This window comes from Longispora fulva (assembly GCF_015751905.1).
Lineage (GTDB): Bacteria > Actinomycetota > Actinomycetes > Mycobacteriales > Micromonosporaceae > Longispora > Longispora fulva.
On sequence record NZ_JADOUF010000001.1, the window covers coordinates 2,039,781 to 2,063,642 of the forward strand.

The 23,862-nt window shown below is 71.3% G+C and carries 13 protein-coding genes and 1 pseudogene; 6 read left to right on the plus strand and 8 right to left on the minus strand.

Annotated elements, in window-relative coordinates:
• Positions 1-33: 33 nt before the first annotated feature.
• The 5 genes and pseudogenes from IW245_RS40435 to IW245_RS09060 form a co-directional block, all read right to left on the minus strand.
• Positions 34-318, minus strand: a complete 285-nt coding sequence (locus tag IW245_RS40435; protein WP_231398719.1) for a hypothetical protein — start codon at positions 316-318, stop codon at positions 34-36.
• Positions 319-324: 6 nt separating this feature from the next.
• Positions 325-663: pseudogene (locus tag IW245_RS42610) on the minus strand (ATP-binding cassette domain-containing protein); the annotation flags it as partial.
• A 63-nt stretch (positions 664-726) separates the two neighbouring features.
• Entirely contained in the window at positions 727-1,485 is a 759-nt protein-coding gene (locus tag IW245_RS09050; RefSeq protein WP_197002733.1) for a glucose 1-dehydrogenase, read from the minus strand.
• Positions 1,482-2,330 carry a helix-turn-helix transcriptional regulator gene (locus IW245_RS09055; protein ID WP_197002734.1) on the minus strand — a complete coding sequence of 283 codons (849 nt, stop codon included), beginning with the start codon at positions 2,328-2,330 and terminating at the stop codon, positions 1,482-1,484. The genes IW245_RS09050 and IW245_RS09055 overlap by 4 nt, the downstream gene beginning before the upstream one ends.
• 70 nt (positions 2,331-2,400) lie before the next feature.
• On the minus strand, positions 2,401-2,733 hold the full coding sequence (locus tag IW245_RS09060) for a DUF6204 family protein (RefSeq protein ID WP_197002735.1): 333 nt from the start codon (positions 2,731-2,733) through the stop codon (positions 2,401-2,403).
• Between the two features lie 171 nt (positions 2,734-2,904).
• On the opposite strand from IW245_RS09060, the gene IW245_RS09065 reads away from it, so the two are divergent.
• Complete coding sequence (locus tag IW245_RS09065) at positions 2,905-3,423, plus strand: GNAT family N-acetyltransferase (protein WP_197002736.1); 519 nt, start codon at positions 2,905-2,907, stop codon at positions 3,421-3,423.
• Between the two features lie 55 nt (positions 3,424-3,478).
• Positions 3,479-4,336 (plus strand): class I SAM-dependent methyltransferase, encoded by an 858-nt coding sequence (locus IW245_RS09070; RefSeq protein WP_197002737.1) that lies wholly within the window; start codon positions 3,479-3,481, stop codon positions 4,334-4,336.
• 30 nt (positions 4,337-4,366) lie between these two features.
• Here IW245_RS09070 and IW245_RS09075 read toward each other — a convergent pair whose 3' ends face one another.
• On the minus strand, positions 4,367-5,005 hold the full coding sequence (locus IW245_RS09075) for a hypothetical protein (protein ID WP_197002738.1): 639 nt from the start codon (positions 5,003-5,005) through the stop codon (positions 4,367-4,369).
• Positions 5,006-5,186: 181 nt separating this feature from the next.
• Between IW245_RS09075 and IW245_RS09080 the strand changes: the two genes are divergently transcribed.
• Complete coding sequence (locus IW245_RS09080) at positions 5,187-5,963, plus strand: AfsR/SARP family transcriptional regulator (protein ID WP_197002739.1); 777 nt, start codon at positions 5,187-5,189, stop codon at positions 5,961-5,963.
• A gap of 34 nt (positions 5,964-5,997) precedes the next feature.
• Here the strand turns inward: IW245_RS09080 and IW245_RS09085 are convergent, their stop codons facing one another.
• Positions 5,998-7,053: an IS701 family transposase gene (locus tag IW245_RS09085; RefSeq protein ID WP_197002740.1), complete on the minus strand. Its 1,056-nt coding sequence runs from the start codon at positions 7,051-7,053 to the stop codon at positions 5,998-6,000.
• 113 nt (positions 7,054-7,166) lie between these two features.
• On the opposite strand from IW245_RS09085, the gene IW245_RS09090 reads away from it, so the two are divergent.
• Positions 7,167-9,965: an AfsR/SARP family transcriptional regulator gene (locus IW245_RS09090; protein ID WP_197002741.1), complete on the plus strand. Its 2,799-nt coding sequence runs from the start codon at positions 7,167-7,169 to the stop codon at positions 9,963-9,965.
• Between the two features lie 51 nt (positions 9,966-10,016).
• Here the strand turns inward: IW245_RS09090 and IW245_RS42120 are convergent, their stop codons facing one another.
• Positions 10,017-15,605 (minus strand): PKD domain-containing protein, encoded by a 5,589-nt coding sequence (locus tag IW245_RS42120; protein ID WP_197002742.1) that lies wholly within the window; start codon positions 15,603-15,605, stop codon positions 10,017-10,019.
• A 227-nt stretch (positions 15,606-15,832) separates the two neighbouring features.
• On the opposite strand from IW245_RS42120, the gene IW245_RS09100 reads away from it, so the two are divergent.
• Positions 15,833-22,651 (plus strand): RHS repeat domain-containing protein, encoded by a 6,819-nt coding sequence (locus IW245_RS09100; protein ID WP_197002743.1) that lies wholly within the window; start codon positions 15,833-15,835, stop codon positions 22,649-22,651.
• A gap of 72 nt (positions 22,652-22,723) precedes the next feature.
• Positions 22,724-23,803 carry a hypothetical protein gene (locus IW245_RS09105; RefSeq protein WP_197002744.1) on the plus strand — a complete coding sequence of 360 codons (1,080 nt, stop codon included), beginning with the start codon at positions 22,724-22,726 and terminating at the stop codon, positions 23,801-23,803.
• Positions 23,804-23,862 lie beyond the last annotated feature (59 nt).

Below are 23,862 nucleotides of genomic sequence, written 5' to 3' on the forward strand. Positions count from 1 at the left end.
GCCAGGTGGAGCGGCGATTGCGCTCGAAAGCCGCTATGTCGACGTGGCCACCCACCGCTGGTGCAGGGTGGCGAACAGGCCGCCCGCCCGGAGCAGATCCTCGGGCGGGCCGACCTCCGCGATCCGGCCACCGGAGACCACGGCGACCTGGTCCGCGTCGAGCACGCTGGACAGCCGGTGTGCGACGAGGACCGTGGTGCGGCCGTGCCGGAGCCGGTGCAGCGCGTCGCGGACCCGGGACTCGCTGTCGAGGTCGAGGTGGCGGGTCGCCTCGTCCAGGACCAGGGCGGCCGGGTCCGCCAGGAAGGCCCGCGCCACGGCTGCCGGCTGCCGTTCGCCGGCGGCGAGCCGTACTCCGCGCTCGCCGACCGGCTGGTCGAGGTGCCCGCCGAGCCGCTCCCCGGCGCCGATCGCCCGGACCGCCGCCTCGACCCGCGCGGGGCTCGCGTCCGGGTCGCCGAACCGCAGGTTGTCGGCCAGGGTGCCGGCGAAGCGGAACCCCTCCTGGGGTACGAGACTGACGGCCCGGCGCAGGTCCCGCGCGCGCAGGTCCCTCAGGTCGACGCCGTCGAGGCTCAGGTGTCCGGCGAGCGGATCGTGGAACCGCAGCAGCAGCCTGGCGATGGTGGACTTGCCGGCACCGGTGACGCCGACGAGTGCCAGGGTGCCCCCGGCCGGGACGCGTACGCGCGGCTGCTCACCGGCTGACGGGGCGCCTGTCTGTCCTCACAGCAGCGGCGCCGGTACCGCGGCGGTCAGTCCCCCGTCGATCACCAGGTCGTGACCGTTGACGTAGGACGCCTCGTCGGAGGCGAGGAACGCGAACGCCGCGGCCACCTCCTCGGCGCGTCCGATCCGGCCGGCCACGACCGTGGCGGCGGCAGCGGCCCGCACCTGCGGCGTCGACTCGGCCCGCAACGCCGGGGTGTCGATGAAGCCCGGGCTCACCGAGTTGACCCGGATGCGACGGGGAGCCAGTTCCGCCGCGAGGGTACGGGCCAGATTGTGCACCGCGGCCTTGGAGGCGGAGTACAGCGCCGCGCCGGGCACCCCGCGGTGCAGCGCGAACGACGCGTTGATCACGATCGCGCCCCCGTCGACCATCAGCGGCAGCGCCTGCTGGATGGTGAAGAACGCCGCCTTGACGTTGGCGTCCATCACCCGGTGGAACTCCGGCTCGGTGACCTCGGCGAGGGGCTGGAACGCGCCGATCCCCGCGTTGGCGAACAGGACGTCCAGCCGGCCGTACCGGCCCGCGACGGCGGCGGTCAACCGTCGCAGGTCGGCGAGGTCCGTCGCGTCGCCGGGCACGCCGAGCACGTCGCCGCCGAGCTCGGCCACCGCCGCGTCGAGCCGGGCCGGGTCCCTGCCGGTGACGACCACCCGGGCGCCCTCGGCGAGCAGTCGGCGCGCGCCGGCCAGGCCCATGCCGCTGCTGCCGCCCGTGATCAGCGCGACCTTGTTCTCGTACCTGTTGTGCGTCATGACTCCAGGGTGTCGACCCTCGCCTGCGGCATACAGTGCGTGGTTAACGTGGGTGCGACACCACCAGGTTGAGGTGTTCGGGGGTTGTACAGCACCAGCTGCCAGTCGAGATGGTGCGCGACGGTCAGCGTGGTGGCGTCGAAGTGCAGCTCGCCCAGGTCGGGGTGCAGCAGTGCGTGCACGGCCGGGCCGGGCACCCCCACGTCGTGCCGCCGCCACAGCTCGGCGAACTCGGGCGCGACCTCGCTCAGATCGTCCACCACCCGTTGGCAGCCGGGCGCGTGCACGGCGTCGGCGCGGTACGCCGCCACCACGGCGGGGGCGGCGGCCGACCAGGGGGCGGGCATCGCGCGGTACCACGGATGTGCGAAGAAGGTGACCAGGCAGTTGCGGGGCGTGCCGTCGAAGCCGAACACGTCCCGGGCGGTGTCGTTGTACGCCAGCACGTTCCAACACCGGTCCCGCAGGACCGCCGGCCGGGGCGCCCAGGCGTCGAGCAGGGCCAGCACCTCGGGGGTGATCACAGTCCCGGGGTCGCCGCTGACCGGTGGCGGGTTGAGCCCGGCGACCAGGTAGAGGTGGGCCCGCTCCGGCTGGTCCAGCCGCAGCGCCCGGGCGACCGCGTCGAGCACCTCCGCCGACACCGTGATGTCGCGGCCCTGCTCCAGCCAGGTGTACCAGGACACCCCGACCCCGGCCAGCAGCGCGACCTCCTCGCGGCGCAGTCCGGGGGTACGCCGCCGCCCGGCGGTCACCAGCCCCACGTCCGCCGGGGTGAGCCGGGCCCGCCGGGACCGGAGAAAGTCACGAAGCTGCTCGCGGCGGCACGCCGCTTCGATGATCATGAGCAAGCCTAGCAACGGCGCGCCCGCAGGCTCGTCCACGTCGTCGCCGGCTGGCCGGTCTGGCGCCCCGCTATCGGCGGGGACGGTTGATCTTCATGTCGTCCACGCTGGTGGCGGTGCCGCGCAGTGCGTTGTGCCGCACGCCCCGGTCGGCGAGTGCCGCCGAGGCCCGGTCACTGGCGGTCACGACCGCGTCGTCGTCGGCGGCGTCGACAGGTTGGCGGACCACGCAGCGGAACGAGAAGGCGCGCAGCGACCGGTCGTAGGCCAGCGTGCCGGCGTCGGTGAACGCGGCGTTGAGCAGGTCGTGCTCGTCGGCGACGGCGAGCAGCGCCGCGCGTTGGGCGTCGTCGAGGTCGACGAAGACGCCCCGGACGATGACGCGGTAGGTGCGGTCACTCACGGTTCTCACCTTTCTGGGTACCAGTGGGGCGGGCGGCCTTCGAGACCGGCGGCTACTGTCTCCCCGTTCGGAACTGTCCCCCGCAATCTAACACTGTTAGATTGCGACCTGACCGCGCGCACGGCCGGGAACGGCGTGCGAACGGCCCACCCGGAGAGAGGGAGTCTCGAGATGCGGGTAACCCGGATCGCCACCGTGGACGACGCGGCGGCCGTCGCGGATCTACTGGTCACGCATCGTGACTCCCTTGCGCCGTGGGAGCCGCTGCGCGAGGACGACTGGTTCACGGTCGACAGCCAGCGCTCCCTCCTGGAGACGTCCCTGCGGGGCTACGACCAGGGGACCACCGTGCCGCTGGTCATCGTCGACGGCACCGAGATCATCGGCCGGCTCACCCTCAACGGTGTGACCCGCGGCGCCCTGCAGTCGGCCGCGGTCGGGTACTGGGTGAGCCCGACGCGTCAGGGCCGCGGGTTCGCCACCAGGGCGGTCGCCGACGCCGTCGCACTGGCCTTCGGCGAACTCCACCTGCATCGCCTGCAGGCGGAGACGATGCTGCACAACACAGGGTCACAGCAGGTGTTGCTGCGCAACGGTTTCCGGCCGTACGGCGTGGCACCGGAATACCTGAACATCGCCGGCCGGTGGCAGGACCACGTGCTGTTTCACCTGCTCAACCCCTCGTGGTAGGGGGTCACAGGTGTACAACATCAGGGGTAGGCCTGGCTGTCCGAGGGAGTCCGCGATGAGCACGTCAGCGTTTGATCCGGTCGCGTTCAAGTCCACGACGCGGCAGCAGTGGGAGACGGTGGCCGAGGCGTGGGATCGGTGGAACCCCGCCCTGGACGCCTGGCTCGGCCCGGTGACCGACCGGATGCTGGAGCTGTGCGGGGTCGCCCCGGGAGCCGACGTCCTGGACGTCGCGGCCGGCGCTGGCGGTCAGACCATGGCGGCGGCGCAGCGGGTCGGCCCGCTCGGTCACGTCCTGGCCACGGACATCTCCCCGGCCATCCTGGCGTACGCGCGGCAGCGGGCGCGCTCGGCCGGCCTGGACAACGTGACCGTGTCCGAGGCCGACGGCGAGGACCTCGGTGTGCCGGCGGGGCGATTCGACGCCGCGATCTGCCGGTTGGGGCTGATGTACTTCCCCGACCAGCGGCGGGCACTGGCCGGCATGCTGGCCGCGCTGCGCCCCGGCGGGCGGATCGGGGCGATCGTGTACGGCCCGGCGGACCGCAACGGCTTCTTCTCCGTACCCGTCGAGATCATCCGCCGACACACCCAGCTTCCCCCGCCGGCACCGGGGCAACCGGGCCCCTTCAGCCTCGGCGCTCCCGACGTGCTCGCCGCCGCGCTCGCCCGGGCCGGGTTCCGCGACATCGTGATCGAGGCGGTAGACGCGCCGCTGCGCATGGCTTCGGCGGCCGACTGCCTGCGCTTCGCACAGGAGTCCTTCGGCGCGCTGCACCAAATGCTCGCCCACCTCGACGACCACGCACGGGCTGCCGCCTGGGCCGAGGTCGCCACCGCCCTGGCCGGGTTCGAGGACGCCGACGGGTTCACCGGGCCCTGCCAGATCCTCGTCGCCGCCGCCACGAGGTAGCACCCGCGCCCCGCCTCCGCCCGCGTGACGTCACCCCCGGGCCGCTCCGTGCGCGCGGACGACCGCACGGATGCCGACCAGGGTCAGCCACATCAGCGCGATGTAGACCGGCAGCCCGTAGGCCACCTGGAGGAGGATGTCGAGCGCCGGCGGAATGTGCTCGCTGGGGCCGAGCGGTCGGCCGTCGCCCCAGACCCGGGTGACCTGGGCGGCGAGCCACGTGCCGCGGCCGACGAGGTGGTCGTGCAGCACGGGGCCCGGCCCGGTCGCCAGGGCGAACGCCGCCCCGCCGAACACCGCGAACCGGCGGGGGCTGAACACTCCCGGGCGGACGATGGCGTGGCGACCCGCGAAGGGCAGGAGGACGACGAGTACCGGGGTGAGGGCGACGAGTCCGGCGGTGGAGTCGACGAGCCAGTGCAGGACGGGGCTGATCGCCGGGCCTCCCTCGCCGAGGAGCACGGAGTGGTACCAGAACATGGCCGCCCCGCCGACGTAGATGTGCGCGAACACTGTGACGGCGAGGGACAGCCACGCCAGCCGGGTGCGGTAGAAGCCCGTGACGAAGCGGGCCAGCGCCCGGGGGTGCCAGCCGGGCCAGGGCACCGGGGCGGGCGGGTGGGACGGGTCGTACACGGCTCTGGCGTCGATCTTCGATGTGGGGAACATCGTCCTCCCCGATCCTTCGAGTGGTCTCGAAAGTATGGGGAGCATCCCTTATGGACCGGTGGTGGTCGCATTGCGATCACCTTGTGGTTCGCTTGCGTTACTCACAGGTAACGGACCTTGCGTTATATCGACGACCGTCCACATAATGGGCCTACTTGCCCCCCTCGAAGGGGAGGTGCGGATGCGTTTCGACATCCTGGGGTCGTTGACGGTGCACAGCCCCGAAGGCTACGTTCCGGTCGCGGGCACGAAGCGTCGCGCCGTCCTGATCGCCCTGCTCGTCAACGCCAATCAGGTTGTGCCCACCACCCGGCTGATCGACTGGCTGTGGCTGACAGACCCGCCGCCGTCCGCCGCGCTCGTGATCCAGGCGCACGTCTCAGTGCTCCGCCGGCAACTCGAACCGGACCGGCCCCCGGGGCTCGCGCCGACCCTGCTGCTGACCCGGGGCGGCGGCTACCTGTGCCGGGTCCGCGTCGACCAGCTCGATCTCCTGCGGTTCCAGGAGCTGCTGCACCTCGGGGCGCGGTCGCTGCACCGCGACCGCGTCGAGGACGCGGCCCGGCTGTTGCGCGAGGCGTTGAACCTGTGGCGGGGCGAGCCACTGGAGGAGGTCCAGCACATGCCACCGGCGCAGGGCGAGATCGCCCGGCTGCAGGAACTCCGGCTGACGGCCACGGTGCTGCGGATGGAGGCGGGGCTGCGGATGCGGCAGTACGGCGAGATCATCCCCCAGTTGAGCAACCTCATCGTGCTGCACCCGTACCACGAGCGCTTCTACGCCCAGCTCATGATCGCGCTGGCCAGCAGCGGCCGGCGCGCCGAGGCGCTGTCGGTGTACCGCCGCGCGCACCGCATCCTGGGCGAGGAGTTGGCTGTCCGCCCGGGGCCGGAGCTGCGTCGCATCGAGGCCGAGATTCTCGCGGACCGGGTCCACAACTGGCGCACCGACTTCTGAACCTCCTCTGGAACCGGCAGCGCCCGCGGCAGCCTCACATCGGGTTCGCGTCGGCCATCGCCGCCAGGAAACTGTAGGCCGCCATCGCCAGCGTCATGTGCCGGTACCACGCGTGGTACTGCCGGACCTCGTAGTCCTCGAGCCCTACCTGGTCCGTGCCCGCCCGGAGCCGCGCGTGCACGCGGTCGCGGATCTCGGCGACCCTGACGAGGTCCGTCGTCCTCGTGCCCGCAGGGCAGAACCCCAGGTAGTGGGACACGTCCTCCCGGTGCGCCAGGGGGCGTCGGGCCAGCATCCAGCGTTCCCAGCCGGCGTGCCGGGACGGGTGCCTGGCCAGTACGGTCCATTCGCGATCCGGATCCGGGACGGCCGTCCACCGGCGCACCGCTCCCTCGCGGGGCCGGGGCAGCGCGAGCACGTACGGCACTCTGCGGGATTCCAGCCACCGCCGGAACCGGGGGTCGCGGACTTGCTCCTCGTCGCCGGACACCCAGGAGAACGGTACGTCCGATGTCAGGGCCCGCCCCACCATCGCCTGGGCCAGCTGGGTGCGGGTCGCGTACGTCCGGCCCGTCGGCACCGCGGCCGCGGTCCTGCGGTCAGGGTCGTCCACCCAGGACCGGGGCAGGAAGAGTTCCCGGTCCAGGACCGTGGTTCCCCGCGACGAGGCGTAGGTGAGGAAGACGCCGATCTGACAATTCTCCGTCCTGCCGGTCGCCGGACTGTGCTGACGCTGCACCCCGACGGACCTGGTGCCCTTCTTCGTGAAGCTGACCTCGCGGAGGACGAGGACCGCGTCGGCCGCGCCCAGGTGCTCGACCGCGTAGCCGCGGAGGTCGTCGCGGACGGCATCGGCGTCCCATCTGCTTGAGTTGAGCAGTTTGTGCATCCCGTCCGGGCTCGCGTGTCCGGCTGCCGACGCCAGACCCGAGCCGGTCTTGCGGGCCACCGGGGCGAGCAGGCCCCTGACGTACTCCCCCGCCCTGCGCCGGGGCTCCACCCTGCCGAAACGTCCCGCGAACCGGGCCAGCAGGTCCTCCAGCTCGACCCACCAGGAATCCTTGACCGCAGCGTTCTCAGGCATGATCATCGAGTGCTCCCCCGTTCAGCGGCGACCGGCTGGCGCCCCTGTCGATCACGGTAGGATTCTGGCCTTGCGCTGACCTTTCATGCTCCAGACGAGACCCGAGCGGGAGGGATGTCATGACGGAGTTCGCGATCCTCGGTCCTCTCGTGGTCCGCGAGGACGGCCGCGAGCTCGCGATAGCCGGGCCGAGGCAGCGCACGCTGCTGGCCGCGCTGCTGCTGCGGGCGCCGGGGCACGTCAGTACCGATGAACTGTGCGATCTGATCTGGGCGGACGGGCAGCCCGCCGACGCGCCGGCCGCGCTGCACGTCCTGGTCAACCGGCTCCGGCAGCGGCTCGGCAAAGACCGGATTCTCACCCGCAATCCGGGCTATATCCTGCAGATCGACGCCGGGGAACTCGACGCGGCCGTGTTCCGCGGCCAGCTCGACGCCGCACGCGCCGCCATCGACGCCGGGCAGTGGGAGCGGGCCGGTGACCTGGCCGGCGATGCCCTGCGGCTGTGGCGGGCCGAGCCCCTCGCCGACGTCCCGTCCGACGATTTGTGCCGCGACGAACGCCACCGGCTGCACGCGCTGCGGCTCGAGGCGCTCGAGGTGCGCGTCCAGGCGGACCTCCAGCGGGGGCGGCATGACGGGCTCGTCGTCGAACTGCAGGACCTGACCCGCGAACATCCGCTCCGGGAGCGATTCCACGCCCAGCTGATCCTCGCGCTGTACCGCACCGGTCGCCAGTCCGAGGCGCTCGCCGGCTACCTCGAGGCCCGCCGGATCCTGATCACCGAGGGCGGGGTGGAACCGGGCTCGGAGCTGCGTGACCTGCACCAGCGGATCCTGGCCAACGATCCCGCCCTGGAGCTGACCGAGACGCCGGCCAGGCTCGCGGGACCGCCCGTGCCGACCCAGCTCCCCGCCGACGTGGCCGACTTCACCGGGCGGGCCGGGCAGGCCGCGGAGCTGGGCCGGCTGCTGACCACCGCGGGCAGCCAGGTGGTGCTGACCGCGCTGGCCGGTGCCGGCGGAATCGGCAAGACGACCCTGGCGGTCCATGTCGGCCACCTGTTCCGGGACCAGTTCGGCGACGGTCAGCTCTACGTGAACCTGCGCGCGGGCGGCGTGACGCCGCTGGCCCCCGGAGAGGTGCTGGCCCGGTTCCTCCGCGGCCTCGGCGTCGCCCCGACGGCCATCCCCACGGAGGAGGACGAACGCGGGGCCCTCTACCGCAGCATGCTCGCCGACCGCAGGGTGCTGGTGGTGCTGGACGACGCCGTGGACGCGGGGCAGGTCCGCCCGCTGCTGCCCGGTACCGGGGACAGCGCCGTGCTGATCACCAGCCGGGGCCGGCTCGCGGGCCTGGACGGCGTACACCGGATGACGCTCGAGGTGCTCGACGACGCGGAGGCGCTGGCGCTGTTCGAGCGGATCCTCGGCCCGGACCAGGCGCGGGTCGATCTGGAGGCCTCGGCCGAGGTGGTGCGGATGTGCGCCGGTCTGCCGCTGGCGATCCGGTTGGCCGCCGGGCGCCTGGTCGCCGAGCTGGACTGGACCGTGCGGACCCTCGCCGACCGGCTAGCCGACCAGAGCCGACGGCTCGACGAGTTGGCGGTCGAGGACCGGGCGGTGCGCGGTTCGCTGGCGGTGGGCCACCGGAGGCTGTCCGCCGAGTCGGCCCGGGTGTTCCGGCTGCTGGGGCTGTGGCACGGCCCCGATCTGGACCGCCGCGCCGCCGGGGCGCTGGTCGGCCGGGACCCGGAGACCGCCGAGGGTCTGCTGCGCGCCCTGTCCGGGGTGTATCTGCTCGACAACCCGGAACCTGACCGGTACGCGTTCCACGACCTGGTCCGGATCTACGCCAGTGAGCGGGCGGCCGCCGAGGAGAGCCCTGCCGGCCGCCGGGACGCCGTACGGCGGCTGCTCACGTGGTACCTGCACGGTGCGGCGGCGGCCAGCGGGCAACTGAGCCCCGTCCCGCTGCGCCTGGAGCTTCCGGAGCTGGACCCGGGTCTGTCGCCGGCCTCGTTCACCGACCGCAAGTCCGCCCTGGCGTGGTTCGAGACGGAGCGGGTCAATCTGATCGCCGCCGCCGATCAGGCCCGCGCGGAGGGCTTCGATGAGCTGGCGTGGATGTTGCCGGCGGCCGTGCGGGCCTTCCTCCATCTGCGCGGGCACTGGACGGACTACGTGCATCTCTTCCGGGCCGGGCTGGACGCCGCCCGGCGACTCGGCGACCTCCGCGGCGAGGGCCGCATGTTGAACGGGCTGGGCATCGTCTACCACGCGCTGTTCCGGGTGGAGGAGGCACTGGACTGCTACCAGCGGGCCGTCGACATCCGCCGGGCGGACAACGACCGCCAGGGCGAGGCGATGGCGCTGGCCAATCTGGGCAACACCCTGTCCACGCTCGGCCGGTACGACGAGGCGATCCCCGTCCTGAACCGGGGCCTGGCTCTGGCGCGCGAGGTCGGCGACCACACCGCGGAGGGCAACGCCCTGAACAATCTCGGGGTGGCGTACGGCCACATCGACCAGACCGAGGCCGCCGCCGACAGCTACCTGAGCGCCATCGAGGCGTACCGGTCGTCCGGTCACCGGGAACGGCAAGGCGCGACGATGAACGCCCTGGGCGTGGTGCGAAGGACGCAGGGCGACCGTGCCGAGGCCCTCCGTCTCATGCACGAGGCGCTCGCGATCCACCAGGAGCTCGGCGCCCGGCACCAGGAGGCGAGCGCGCTGCTCAGCATCGGCGACACGCTGTGCCAGGACGGCCAGACCCCGGAGGGGCGCAGCCACTGGTTCCGGGCGATGGACATCCTCGACGAGATCGGCGATCCGCGCGCCGACGCGCTCCGCGCCCACCTGGCGAGCCTCACCCCCGATGTCCGGAGCACTCCGAACCTGTGGGCGGCGCTGCGATAGGACAGCGGAGGCCCGCCCCACGTCGCGGGGCGGGCCACTCCTGCCGGATCGCTATCCGAGGGTGACCACCCCCGCCATCCACGCCTTGGCCGCCGTCCCCGACGCGTTGTACGCCCCGGTCGCGCTGACCGCCTTGTACGCCGTGGCGAGCTGGTCGCTGGAGACGAACAGCGTCGGCAACGCCGTGAACCCGCCGGCCCAGGTGGCGTTGGCCCCGCCCTGCACCCCAGCCACCCCGAATACCAGCTCCGTGGCCGCCGTGGTCGTGGGCGAGTTTCCGGAGTTGAAGGTCGTGGCGGTGCCGGTCGCCGACGCGTGCTGGTCGACGGCCGTCACCCCGGAGAACTCGTCAACGGCCACTTCCTGTTCCCCGGTCGCCGGGAACGTCACCGTGACCGTGTCAGTCGAGGACAGCGCCGTCACGTTCACCGAGGACAGCACGACGGTGGTGTCGCCGCCGGTGTCGGCCTGGATGAGCACCACGGAGTACACGTTGCCCTTGGTGTCGGTGGCGCTGACCGTACCGGACTTGGTGTTGGTCAGCATCGCCGAGATCAGGAGCGTGTCGCCGACCTTCACCCCGGAACTTCCTGGGTGCAGGGCCACGGAGGTGACCGAGGCCGCCCCGGTGGCCGAGGCGACCCTGCCGACGTAGGCCGGTGCGGCGCTGGTGGCGCCGACCGTCACCGGTGCGGTCGCCGTGGACGTGGCCGAGGCCGTGTCCGTGACGGTGACCTTGACGGTGTAGGTGCCCGCCGCGGCGTACAGGTGGGTCGCCGTCGCGCCCGCCTGCGGCCCGACGGTGGTCCCGTCGCCGAAGTCGAACGTGTACGTCGAGATCGCGTTCGCCCCGGCTGTAGAGCCCGAGGCGTCGGCCTTCGCCGTCAGCGCCGCTGTCTGGCTGGTGGCCAGCGCGGCGGTGAGGTTCGGCTGGATGATGGTGACCGGCGCGGTAGCCGCCGACTTCACTCCGGCGGCATCGGTGACGGTCACCCGGACCACGTACGTGCCGCCCGCGGTGTAAGTGTGGGTGGTCGACCTGCCTGCCTGCGGGCCGATCACCCTGCCGTCACCGAAGTCGAACGTGTAGCTGGAGATGGCAGCCCCGCCGGGCACCGACCCCGACGCGTCGGCGGTGACCGCCAGCGGCGCGTTGCCCGACGTCTTGTCAAGGCTCAGCGCGGCGAGCGCGCCGAGACCGGTCGTCGGCACCAGCGTGAGGGTGTCGATCCCGGCGTTGTACCGGTTGCCGGTGGACGACCCGCTGGTGCCGGTGACCTTGAATGTGAACGCGTGGTTGCCCGCGGTCAGGTTGACCGAGCCGAAGAGGTGCTTCACGGTGTCCACGCCGTTGTGGTAGCCGTCGAACACGTTCGGCAAGGCCTTGTCGTCGACCAGTGCCGTGACCTTGCCGTAGTCGACGGCCCTGGTCATGGTCGGGGTCAGCTGGTAGGTGCCGGCGTTGGCCACGTAGTAGTTGAGCGTCACCGAGGAGTTCACCGCGGTGTTCGGCAGCATCAGCTGAGCGTTGTTGGACCAGCTGACCCCGCAGCAGCCCGTCTGCACCGTGGGCGTGGCCCCCGACGCGGTGTACCAGATGGATTCGGCGTCATCCGTCTGGGTCTGGTTGGATCCGCTGGGTAGGGCGAAGCGCTGCGGGGTGCCGTCCCAGCACTGCCACAGGACGAACTGGGTGCCGTTGACCGTGCTGTACCCGGCGTCGTCCACGCACAGCCCCGAGGCGGGGTGGTAGAGCGAGTACCTGCCGGGGGTCGACGGGGACGGGACGGTGCGCCAGACCTGCGACGCGTCGCCGGCGCAGGGGTAGAGGCCGATCTTCCCGCCGAGCAGCAGCGAGGTGCCTGGGCTCAGGCACATGTTCGGCGTGGTGCCCGGCGTCTGCGGCATGATCCGGATCGTGCCGTCGGGAGCGAAGTACCACTGCTGGGCGTAGGTGCCGTTGCAGTCGTACACGTCGACCGTGGCTCCGGTCGCGAGGCTGCCGTTCAGGTCGTCGACGCAGAGTTGCCGGGACGGGTTGTTGCCGTCGGTCTGGTCGACCACGAGCTGCCCGCCGACGCCGGGGGCCACGGGGGCGCCCTGGACTGTGGCCACCGCCGTGCTGGCCGCCCAGCGCAACGGGGTCGCGCTGTCCTGCGTCTGGGTGGCCAGCCCGTTGCCGCTCGGGTTGCCGATCGGGCTGAAGACGACCCCCATCTGGTCGGTGAGGTCCATCGTCCACACGTCGGGCTTGCCGTCGGCGTTCAGGTCGCCGGCGGAGTTGATCCACTTGTACTTGCCGAACTCGCCGAACTGGCCGAGCTGGACCTTGTGCGCGAGGTCGCCGAGGCCGGCGCCCGGGGTGGACGGCGTGGACGTGTTCGGGAACTGCCACAGCGTGCCGTCGGCGTCGCGGGCCCACAGGTCCGGCATGCCGCCCGAACCGCCGGGGTGGCTGTCTGCGTTGCCCGGGCTGAGCAGTCTCGTGGTCTCCCAGTGCCACGTGGAGGTGGACGTGGACAGCAGCACCGGGTTGGCCAGCCGGCCGACGCCGACCGGGCTGAACATCCAGACCTTGGACGGGCCGCCGGCCGGGTCGGTCTCGACGGTGATCAGATTCGTCTTGCACGCCATCGTCGGCGTGGCGATGTCACAGCCGCCCAGCACTGGCCCGACCGCCGCGACCTGTACGACGTTGTTCCAGGTCGACTGGTCGTAGCCGGCGCAGAAGCCGTTGCCGGCCGATGGGTTGCACGAAGGCCGGGTGATCTCGGCCTGCGCGCCCTGCACGAAGCCGTCGGGGGTGGTCGGCGGCTTGTACCCGGGCTGGGTGCTCGCCGACAGGGTCTGTGCGTTGTAGTAGTAGTACAGGTGCCCGGTGGCGTTGGTGTCCTTGTCCCAGGCGAACAGGTCGTCGGTCGGCTGGACCCGGATCGCGCCCCGGTGGGTGTAGAGCGCACTGGCCCAGGAGGTCCCGTTCGGGGCCGCGGCGGCCGGCGCGGCCCGGACCGCGTTGTTGGCCCCGGGGGCCGGGTCCAGGTTGGTCGGGTAGGTGACCAGGTTCCCGCCGGCGTCGACGGCCATCACGTCCGGCACGCCGTCGCCTGTGACGTCGCCGTAGGAGACCGGTTGGAACTTCTGGGAGAGGAAGAAGTCGTACCGGGAGTACGGGGAGACATTGCCCGCCGCGTCGACGGCGGACACGTAGATGTGGTTGTTGCCCCAGCGGGTCGCGTCCGCCGGGATGGGGATGTCGGTCGAGGCGGTCAGACCCGGTGTGACGGACCGTGAGTCGCAGGCGTCGGGCTTGGACGTGCTCGGGCAGTTCCCGTGCCCCTCGTTGGCGGAGTCGGTGTTGATCGCGTAGTCGAACCGGACGATCGGGGTGCCGGTGGCCGTGGAGGCCGCGGTGATCGTGCCGGTGGTGCCGACCTCCGGGTACGACGGCAGGTGCTGCCCCGCCGCCGGGAACGTGATCGAGCTGAACGTCGCCTGCTGCGGCGCGGACGTCGACGCGATGAAGTAGCACGCCTGGCTGGTCGGGTAGTACGCGTTGCCGGTGTTGCCGTACTTGTTGTTCATGAAGTCGTTGAACGCGTTGTAGAGTTCGCGCCCGTACGGGTTCAGGAACTGCCCGTTGTGGTCGAGCGTTCCGTCGACGTCATCCATCGCCTGCGCGAACAGCTGGTACTTGTGCCCGTCCTGCAGTTGGAGGGTCGTGCCGGCCGGGTAGCCGTTCGGGTCGGCCGTGGAGACAGCCTTCGACAGCGTGCCGTTCGCGATCGGCGAGCCGGCGTTGCTGCCCACCATGGAGGTGGTCTGGGTGCCGTGGGAGTGGTCGGTGAGGTCGTTCATCGCCCAGGAGTACTGCACCCAGCGCCCCGGGTCGGGTTCGCCCATCTGCACCGAGATCGGCACCGAGGCGGTCTGCATCGGCAGGTAGCCTGGGTGGTTCTCGTCCTGGCCGCACGGTTCGCTCTGGACCACGTGGTTGCCGGTGATCGTCAGCCCCATCTTCGGCCGTTCCGTGAACGACGGCTCGGCGTAGTAGGTGATCGAGACGTTCGTGTTGCCGCCGTCGCCGTTCTGCACGTTGAAGGATCCGTAGTTGCCGCTGCTCGGGCCCTCGTTCGAGGCGCGCAGGCCCAGGGTGTAGGTGGAACCACCCCGGTTGTAGACGTCGCGGACCTGACCGGTGATGTTGATGGTGGACCAGTCGGGGTTGCTCGCGCAGCTGGCGCTGTACCCGATCGGGTTGCTCCAGCTAGCCCCGTCGGTGCCGACGCCGCCGGACGGCCACAGGTTCGTGTTGGTGCCGCCGTTCTGGTTGCCCCAGTTGGAGCTGTCGTTGAACGGGTCGGCCCGCCAGACGGCCGTGTTCACGCAGTTGCCGGCGGCGGTGGGCTGGCGCTTGAGGTTGAGGTTGGCGCCGACCACGAACAGGGCCTCGTTGCCGGGGGTGCCCGGCCGGGGCAGCTGGGTGGCGTCGAAGCTGAGCAGCGAACGGATGAGGGTTCCGCCGCTGTTGCCGACCCGGACCGCCCGGGTGTCGTAGCCGCCGTAGGGGGCCGGGTAGCCGTGGTGGACGGTGGTGCCGTTCGACCAGAGTTCGATCCAGTCCTGCGCGGCACCGTTCCACGGCGGGTCGACGATGACCGGCCACACGGTGGACGCGGAGGTGAGCATGCCCTGGTCCGGGGCCACCTCGACCCGCTGGCCGGTGACCCGCGCCGGCATGGTCGCCACGTGGCCGGCGGTGCTCGGCGCCCGGACGAGGCCCTTGGCGGCCGCTGTGCCCGCGGAGTCCCACATCGTCGGGGGCGCCCCGCCGAAGACCTTGCGCCCGGTCGCGTCCTTGGCCGCGACCCCGCCGTTCTCGGCGGACAGGGTGAGGCCGGTGCCGGTGACGCCCAGGCCCAGGCTGTGCACGGCAGGGTTCGCCGCAGCCTTCGCGTCGTGGATGACGAACAGGTTCCGCAGGCCGGTGGGTTGGGCCTCCAACTCCAGGTCGACGCCCGGGTAGACGTTCGGGTAGGTGGCCACCGAGCCGCGCACGGTGGGCTTGGGCAGGGCGGTGGGCCAGGTGAAGGTCAGCACGTGCCCGGCGCCGTCGTCCTGGGTCGCGGCCGGGCCGGTGCCGCCGCCGGAGAACACCATCGTGACGGCCGCGGCTTTCGGGCGCACGCTGCCGTCCTTGGCCGTGGTCAGAGTGGTGTCGATCGGAACCCACGCGTCGCCGTGACGGGCGCGCTGCGGCTCCAGGTCCTGGCGCGCGGTGTAGGACCCGTCGGGATTGGCGACCAGCGTGGTGTAGGCGGTCGTCGCCGCGTCCACCGGCACGGCCGCGTGCTTCTTCCGCGCGGCGGCGGTGGCCGCCGTCATGGCCTTGCTCAGGGCGCTCTGTTCCACGGCCCTCGCTGGGCTCGTGCCGAACGGCCAGGTCCCGGTCGTCGGGTGCTCGAGCGCGGAGGTCGCCGGCGAGCCGTGCTCGGACCGCTGGTTGACCGGGGCTGCCGGGCCGGCATTCGGTGGCGCACCCGGTGCCGCGACCGCGGTGGCTGCCGGGGACAGTGTCCCGCCGATCAGCCCGAGAGACAGGACCGTCGCCGTCGTGGCGCGGGCCAGTATTCCGCCTCTCACATGTTCCTCCTATGGACGCGAAATCGAAGCCCGAGATTAGCCATCGGAGTTGTTCGCGCCCAAGGAACGCGTCCACTATGGCTTTTCGTGACCTACATTTTCGCGAAGTACCAGCTCAGCGACTTTTCCCGCCGCGGAAGATAACGAAAAGCGGTAGTGTGGCGAATTCTTGTCGATACGTCGCGGCCTCATTCATGCTCGCTCTTCCCGTCACAAGGAGGCAGGGCGTGAGCTCCAGACGTCATTCACCCATACTGGTCGCGGCGATAGTCGCGGCCTCGTTGCTCGTGGCACCGCCGGTGGCCGAGGCGGCCTCGAAGAAGGCGGGCGGGCGACCCCATCCGGGGACCGTGTGGCGGCCCCGCGAGTTGCGGGCCCCCGACTCGACCAGCCCCCTCGGTGCCGCCGGGCCTGCGACTCCGGGGCGCACCGCTCCGGTCCGCTCGGAGACTCCGGCCGTGACCGTCTGGCCGGCGGCGTCGACCGTCGACATCGATCTGGGGCCCAGGGCCGCCGCCGCCCTGTCCCGTCCGCCCGAGGACGATCCCGTCGGCCCGGTACGGGTCAGCGCCAAGGCCGGGGTCGCGAGGGTCCGGGTCGCCGTCGCCGAACACGGCACGGCGGCGGCCGCCGGCGTCTCCGGCGTCGTGGTGTCCGTCAGCCGGGCCGACGGCGGCACCGGTACGGCGCCCGTGGACGTGGCCGTGGACTACCGGTCGTTCGAGACCGCGTTCGGTGGCAACTTCGCCGACCGGATGACCCTGGTCGCGCTGCCCGGCTGCGCGCTGACCACCCCGGCGGTGCCGGCGTGCCAGGTGCGCACGCCCGTCGCGTTCACCAACGACCGCGCCCAGCACCGGCTCGTCGCGGCCGTCAACCTGCCCGCCGCACCGTCGACGTCGCTGGCGGCCCCGCCGGCCACGGTGCTGGCGGTGACCGGCGGCTCGACCGGGGTGAACGGTTCTTACGCCGCGACCCCGCTCAAGACCAGCGACACCTGGTCGGCCGGCGGCAACTCCGGCTCGTTCAACTACTCCTACCCGCTGACCGTGCCGCGGGCGCTGGGCGGCACCGCCCCGCCTATCGCGGTGGGCTACGACTCGGCCTCCGTCGACGGCCGTACCACGGTGTCCAACTCCCAGCCGTCCGCCGTCGGCGAGGGCTGGGAACTGTCGGGCGCCGGCGCGTTCATCGAGACCAGCTACCAGCCGTGCTCCCGGGTCGACCCGACCGCGTGGGCGGCGTCCGGCGACATGTGCGTCGGCACGCCGAACGCGACGATCAGCGGCGGCGCGCACGCCGGCCAGTTGGTCCGCGACGACGCCGACACCTCGAAGTGGCGGCTGGCCCACGACGACGGCTCCCGGGTGCAGCTGCTCTACGGCACCGCGGGCGGCTCGAACAACACGAACGACCAGGCGTACTGGAAGGTCACCGGCACCGACGGCACCGCCTACTTCTACGGCGCGAACCGGCTGCCCGCCGCCTACGGTGGCACCGGAGCGGACGCCCCGACCTACTCGACCTGGACGGAGCCGGTCTTCGGCACGGGCTCGGGCACCACGTGCCATGACCCGACCGGTTCGGTGCCCGCCCAGGACTGCCGGCGGGCCTGGCGGTGGAACCTGGACTTCGTGATCGACCCGCACGGCAACCTCACCCGGTACGACTACAGCCGCGAGGAGGACTTCTACCAGCACAACGGCGCGGTCACCGAGTTCACCCGGTCGGGGTTCATCACGGGCGTGGACTACGGCTGGCAGACCTGCGACCTCGTCGGTTCGGGCTGCACCGGCCGTGCCGCCTCGGCCAAGCCTGCGGACGTGATCGCGTTCGACTACGCGTCACGCTGCCTCGCGGGCACCTCGGGCTGCCCCACCGCCGCGGTCACGGTCAGCGGCGGCATCGCCACCACAGGTATCACCAAGGCGAACGCCGCCGCATTCCCTGACACCCCCTTCGACCAGCACTGCGACGCCGGGTCGACCTCGTGCGCGACCTACTCGCCGACGTTCTACGCCACCGTGCGTCTCACCGGGATCCGCACGGCGGTCAACAGCGGTGGCACGCCGAAGACGGCCCAGCCCGCCGGCACCCCGACCGGGTACCTCGCGGCGGACTCCTACCGGTTCCCGCAGGCGTTCCCGCCGCCGCAGGACTACTCGACCGGCGTGTCCGGCAACCACGCGCAGCTCCGGCTCGAGGAGATCGACCACACCGGCTACCTGACCAACAGCGACGGCACGACGGTCGCCACCGACGCCCCGCCCGTGCACCTGGGTTACACCGGGGGGCTGCCGAACCGGGCCGCCGCGTCGTCGCTGTACGCGCAGGCCCAGTTCTTCCGCTTCCGGCTCACCGAGATCACCGATGAGCTGGGCGCGGACACCGTGGTCGGCTACGGACAGCCGAACAATCTGTCCTGCGGCACCACCGCCCCGCCGGCGACGATCGCGAACGCCACCCTGTGCTTCCCGCAGTACTTCTCCTACCAGGGCACCCAGACCCTGGACTGGTTCAACAGGTACGTGGTGACCGGCGTGTCCGTCGTCGACACCACCCGGCCCAGCGGATACGTCTACTCCGCCGACCGGACCACCGGCTACACCTATCTGGGCGCGCCGGCCTGGCACACGAACGACTCCGAGCAGGCCGACCCGAGGTACCGGACCGTGGACCAGTTCCGCGGCTTCCACCAGGTGCGGACGGTGTCCGGGGTGGAGGCCGCTGGGCACAACGCCAAGACCCTGGTCACCTACTTCCAGGGCATGGACCAGGATCCGACGGTCGCCGTGAACGTCACCGACACGCACGGCGGCAGCTACCGCGACGACAACGCGCTGGCCGGCCGGGCGTATGAGACCCAGACCTTCGCGGCCGACGACTCCGCGACACCGGTCACGGACGTGATCACGGTGCCCGTCGACCCGACCACGGTCGTCACCGCCGCGCACACCCGGGCCAGTGGCCTGCCGGCCCAGCGGGCGCACTTCGACCAGACGGCGAAGAGGATCACCTACCAGCAGGTGTCCACCTCGGGCACCCCGCGCCGCTCGGAGGTGGACTACAGCTACGACAACTCCCTGCCGACGTTCACCGGCGGCGGTGGGGTCGGAGGCAATGGGCGGCTGCTGCTCACCGACGACAAGGGCGAGACGGACGCGACGGGTACCCCGCTGGGCAAGGTCGCCGAGCTGTGCACGTTCACCGGGTACGCGATCAACTCCACCAGCGCCGAGGCCGCCCAGCAGACCGCCTACCCGTACCAGTCGATCACCTCGACCGTGCCGGCCGGGCAGTCCTGCACCACCACGTCGGAGACCGCCACGACCACCGTGTCGCAGACCCAGACCCTCTACGACGGCCTGCCGCAGGGCTCCGTCACGGTCGGCGACGCCACCACCCACCGGGCGGCTCCCGCGTTCAACGCCGCCTGGGTCACCCAGTCCACGGCCGGCGGCCACGACGGCTACGGCCGGGCGGGCTGGACCGCCGACGCCGACGCCAACACGACCTCGGTCGCGCTGACCCCGGCCAGCGGCCTGCTCCCGAGCCAGGTTCAGGTCACCAACCCGAAGGGCTGGAAGTCCACCACGGCCGTGGACCGGGGCCGGGGCGTCACCCTGTCCGCCATCGACGTCAACGGCCGGCGGATCGACAGCGTCTACGACGGGCTCGGCCGGACCACGAAGGCCTGGGCCGCCGACCACCCGATGGCGACCAACCCGAACACCCCGAACGCCACGTTCGACTACGGCCTCTACGGGGCAGCGCCGGGCGCCCGGGGCACGCTGAAGAACCCGTACACCGTGACCCGGTCGTTGCGGAACAACGGGAGCTACACGGTGTCGTACAGCATCCTGGACGGTTTCGGCGAGGGCGTCGAGACACAGTCCACGCCGCTGGACGACACCTCCGGGCTCGTCTCGACGCAGGTCGAGTACGACTCGCTCGGGCGGGCGTACCGCACCGCCGCGGCGCACTACGACAACGGCACCAGCCCGTCCGGCACGTTCGTCGCCTACGGTGACGCGCTGCCCTCGCAGACGTACAGCACGTTCGACGGGTTGTCGCGCCCGCTGACGACGACCCAGTACAGCCTGGCGGCAGTGCTGCCGGGCATGGTCACCACCCACGCCTACCCGGGCGTGGACCGCACCGACGTGACCAACCCGACCGGAGGCGGGGCGTCGTCGGCGTTCACCGACGTGCGGGGCCAGAGCACGGCGCTGTGGACCTACCGCGGTGGCGTGCCGACCGGCAACGCCGCCGACGCGGACGTGACCGGCTACGGTTTCGCGTACACCGCCACGGGAACGACGTCCACCGTCACCGACGCCACCGGCCACAACACGTGGACCACGAGCACCGGCGACCTGCTCGGCCGCACCGTGACCAGGACCGACCCGGACACAGGCACCACCACCTCTACCTCGGACAACGCGGGCCTACTGCTGCAGACCACCGACGGCCGGGGCAGGACCGTGTCCTACAACTACGACAGCCTGGGCCGGCGGACCGCCTCCTACAACGCGCCCTGGTCGGCCAGCCCGGCCGCGTCGACGCAGCTCGCGTCGTGGGCGTTCGACACCGCCCCCGGCTCCGACGGCCACACGACGCTCGGCCTGCCGGTGTCCTCGACCCGGGTCGTCGGCTCGGCCACGTACGTCTCCGCGGTCACCGGCTACGACGCCGGCGGTCGCTCCCTCGGCTCGTCGGTGACGATCCCGGGCGCGGAAGGGGCGCTCGCCGGCACGTACACCTCGAAGAACTACTACACGGCGACCATCGGGCTCCTCGACCGGACCGACCTGCCGGCGGCCGGCGGACTACCGGCCGAGACCGTGTACAACTCCTACAACAACAACGGTCTGCTGCGCGGGACCGGCGGCAACGCCGACTACGTCTCCGAAACCGTCTACGACCCGTACGGCCGGGTCAGGTCCCGCACGCTGGGCGACTACCCCTACCAGGTGGTGCAGCAGAACGCCTACGACGCGGCGACGGGGCGGGTCACCAACACGTTCGTCGACGCGACCGCAGGGCGCAACAGCGCGAACACCTCGCAGCTCAACACCTACTCGGTGGACTACACGTCCTACGCCTACAACGCCGCCGGCCTGCTGACGTCGGTGGCGACCCTGCAGAACTACACCGTCTCCGGCTCCTACAACCCGGGACCCTCGGTCCGCGACGTCCAGTGCTACACCTACGACTACGCCGCCCGGCTGACGAACGCCTGGTCGGACAGCGGCGACCAGACCCCGTCGGCGACGACGAACCTGAACTCGCCGACGACGCGACCCGGCGGGCTCGGGTCGTGCGCGTCCTCCACAACGAACAACCCGCCCACCGGTGGGATCGGCGGACCGGCGCCCTACTGGCAGTCCTACACGTTCGACGCCACCGGATCGTTGACGGGTAACCGGTCGACGATCGTGGAGCACGACGTCACGGGCAACACGACCAAGGACGTCACCCGCACGTCCGGCTACGCGGCCGGCGGCCCGCACCTGCTCAGCGGGGTCACCAGCACCGGTGGAAAGACCGACACCTTCGGGTACGACGCCGCCGGCAACACCACCAGCCGCACCATCACCTCGGGGGCGTCGCAGAACGCGAACCAGACGCTCACGTGGGACGTGGAGGGGCGCCTGGCCTCGGTCGCGGACACGGTGAGCGGAAAGACCGCCTCCTTCGTGTACGACGCCTCGGGACAGACGCTGATCCGCCGGGACCTCACGACGGGGAGCGGCACCGGAACGGTGACCCTGTACCTGGGCAACACGGAACTCCGCATGACCGGGAGCACCGTCTCGGGGACCCGCTACTACTCCTACCCGTCGGCACCCACCATCGTCGCGGACAAGTCCGGGGCGTTGTCCTACGAACTGACCAACTCGCAGGCGACCGGTGGGACCACGATGAACGCCGCCAACGGGCAGATCACGGCCCGGCGGTACCTGAAGCCGTTCGGTGACATCCGGGGCACCCCGCCGTCGACATGGGTGGACGACCACACGTTCCTCGACAAGCCCACCGACACGGCGACGGGCCTGACCACGGTCGGCGCCCGCACCTACGACGCCGGGTCCGGACGCTTCCTGTCGGCGGATCCCATCTTCCAGCCGGAGAACCCGCAAGCCATGGGCGGATACGCCTATGCCGGCAACGACCCGGCCAGCGCGAGCGATCCCACCGGTCTGCAATCCAAGGAGGAGAAGGAGGCCAACTACACCGCACCGGGCGAAATACCCGCGCCCAGCTGCGAGAAGCCCTGCCAGCCGGGCACCGGCGCCAAGGGCGGCTCGAGCGAGGAGAAGAAGGGGTCGGACCAGGCCAAGGAACGCGCGAGCGCGGCCGCTCAAGCTGCTGCGGCCCGCGGCTTCCAGGCGTTGTTGGCCCTGGCCCGGGCTGCCGTGGCCGCGCTCCTGGCAGCGATTCTGGTGAACGCCCTCCACGAGAAGGCGGAGGACATCAGACACCCCGACCATCTGGACCTGAGCAAGATACCCGACCAGCCCATGTGCTTCGCAGGCTGGAACGACGACTGCCAGAACGCGTCCGACTGGTATGAGATGACCGACTACAACGGCGACGTGGGAATGCCCTACGACGTGGGTCCGAACGACGTCATCCCCGGCGTTCCCTACACGGCCAAGTTCGGCGTCCAGCAAGGGACGATCGTGTCCGTGGCCAAGGAGAACGGCTGGTCGCTGGGCGGGAAGGTCAATCTGAGGAAGGTCGGAGAGGTCAACGGCAGCTACAGCAGCAAGGCAGTGCAGACCACCATCTCGTCGGACCTGGCGGTCTCCGAGTTGAGTATCGGCCCGTTCAATCCGAAGGTGCACATGCGCATCCGGGCCATTCCCGTCCTGGCCGTCCGCAAGGTGTACAACGGCACCTGTTCATTCTGGGGCCAATGCTCGGGCGGACCGAACGTGGAGTACAAGCTGAAGTTGGTCAAGGTCATGATCGACGGACCGGACGGACTCACCCCCGTGCAGGGGGCTGTCAGTCCCGACCGTCCGTGGGCGCACCCGTGACCCGCGTCCGGAACTAGCAGAGTCGGGCCGGGTGCCGTCAGCGGCGCCCGGCCTGCCCTTCGAAAGGTCTCGATGAGAACGTTCCTCCGCGCCACGCTGGCGTTGACGGTCGCCGCCGGCACGGTCGCCCTCGCGGCCGCTCCCGGGCGCGCCGTCACCACCACCAAGACCCAGATCCAGTACATCCTCAGCCCGCATCCCGACGACGTCTTCGAGGCCTGGTCCCTGATCCAGGACTCCACCGGCAACTATCCGGTGTTCGTCACCCTCACCAAGGGCGAGTCCACCGGCCACTGCACCGGCTCGAAGACCCTCAACGGCGTCGCCTACGACCTCACCGTCCCCGACCAGTGCAAGGCCGCCCGGATGGCCAGCCTCAACGACTGGCTCGACGACCAGTCCGACAACGACGGCTCCCTCGACGACTACCTGAGCACCATGACCCACTACCGGGTGACCGTCCCGGCCGGCGGCACCGACGCCACCGGCGCCCCCGCCGTGGCCGGCATGACCGGGTGCAAGCCGGCGTGGACCAGCGGCGGCTGCGCCGGAGGCAACCCGAACGCGAACACCCCCGTCCCGGACAACCTGAACTCCGCGGACGGCCCGAACGTCGCGCGCGTCGTGGACTGGTGGGTGGGCGCGACGTCGGCCCGGGTCGAGTTCGACCTCGGCGACGGCAACCTGACCGACATGGAGGTGCTGTGGGCGGTCAACCACGTCCGCAGCAATCGGGCGGCGTTTCTGCCGCTGAGCAACGAGTACGGCGTGATCGCGGCCGGGTACTCGAACCTGACGCACCAGTACACCGCGTGTTACGAGTATGACCACCACGATCACCGGGCGGTGCAGGAGGCCGTCTACCACAATGATCTGATCCCGCTGTCGGGCTACCACCCGCAGTGGGGGGTCACGTGCGGCAGCCAGACGACGGGCACCGGGGTGGACCCCGAGGCGCTGCCCGTCAACGGCGGCAGGGCCAACCGGATCTCCGACCTGCACTACTCGCAGAACATGACGCCGGGATCGGGGTACTTCCAGAGCCGGTTCGGCTGGCTGTCCGACCCTGGCCCCGACTGGGCGAGCGGGCCGGACCCGGCGGGCAACGTGCTGTTCTCCCAGTGGAACTACTTCTGGAAGCGGTACGCCTGACTCCGGACGGCGGGGTCCGTCGATCATGGCCCGTCACCGGGTGCGAAGATTCACACCCG

Bases quoted from the DNA above. Each gene is read 5' to 3' on its own strand.
- IW245_RS09105 (WP_197002744.1), top strand. From the start codon at position 22,724: ATGAGAACGTTCCTCCGCGCCACGCTGGCGTTGACGGTCGCCGCCGGC.
- IW245_RS09070 (WP_197002737.1), top strand. From the start codon at position 3,479: ATGAGCACGTCAGCGTTTGATCCGGTCGCGTTCAAGTCCACGACGCGG.
- IW245_RS09085 (WP_197002740.1), bottom strand. From the start codon at position 7,053: ATGATCATGCCTGAGAACGCTGCGGTCAAGGATTCCTGGTGGGTCGAG.
- IW245_RS09050 (WP_197002733.1), bottom strand. From the start codon at position 1,485: ATGACGCACAACAGGTACGAGAACAAGGTCGCGCTGATCACGGGCGGC.
- IW245_RS09090 (WP_197002741.1), top strand. From the start codon at position 7,167: ATGACGGAGTTCGCGATCCTCGGTCCTCTCGTGGTCCGCGAGGACGGC.
- IW245_RS09080 (WP_197002739.1), top strand. From the start codon at position 5,187: ATGCGTTTCGACATCCTGGGGTCGTTGACGGTGCACAGCCCCGAAGGC.
- IW245_RS09055 (WP_197002734.1), bottom strand. From the start codon at position 2,330: ATGATCATCGAAGCGGCGTGCCGCCGCGAGCAGCTTCGTGACTTTCTC.
- IW245_RS09075 (WP_197002738.1), bottom strand. From the start codon at position 5,005: ATGTTCCCCACATCGAAGATCGACGCCAGAGCCGTGTACGACCCGTCC.
- IW245_RS09065 (WP_197002736.1), top strand. From the start codon at position 2,905: ATGCGGGTAACCCGGATCGCCACCGTGGACGACGCGGCGGCCGTCGCG.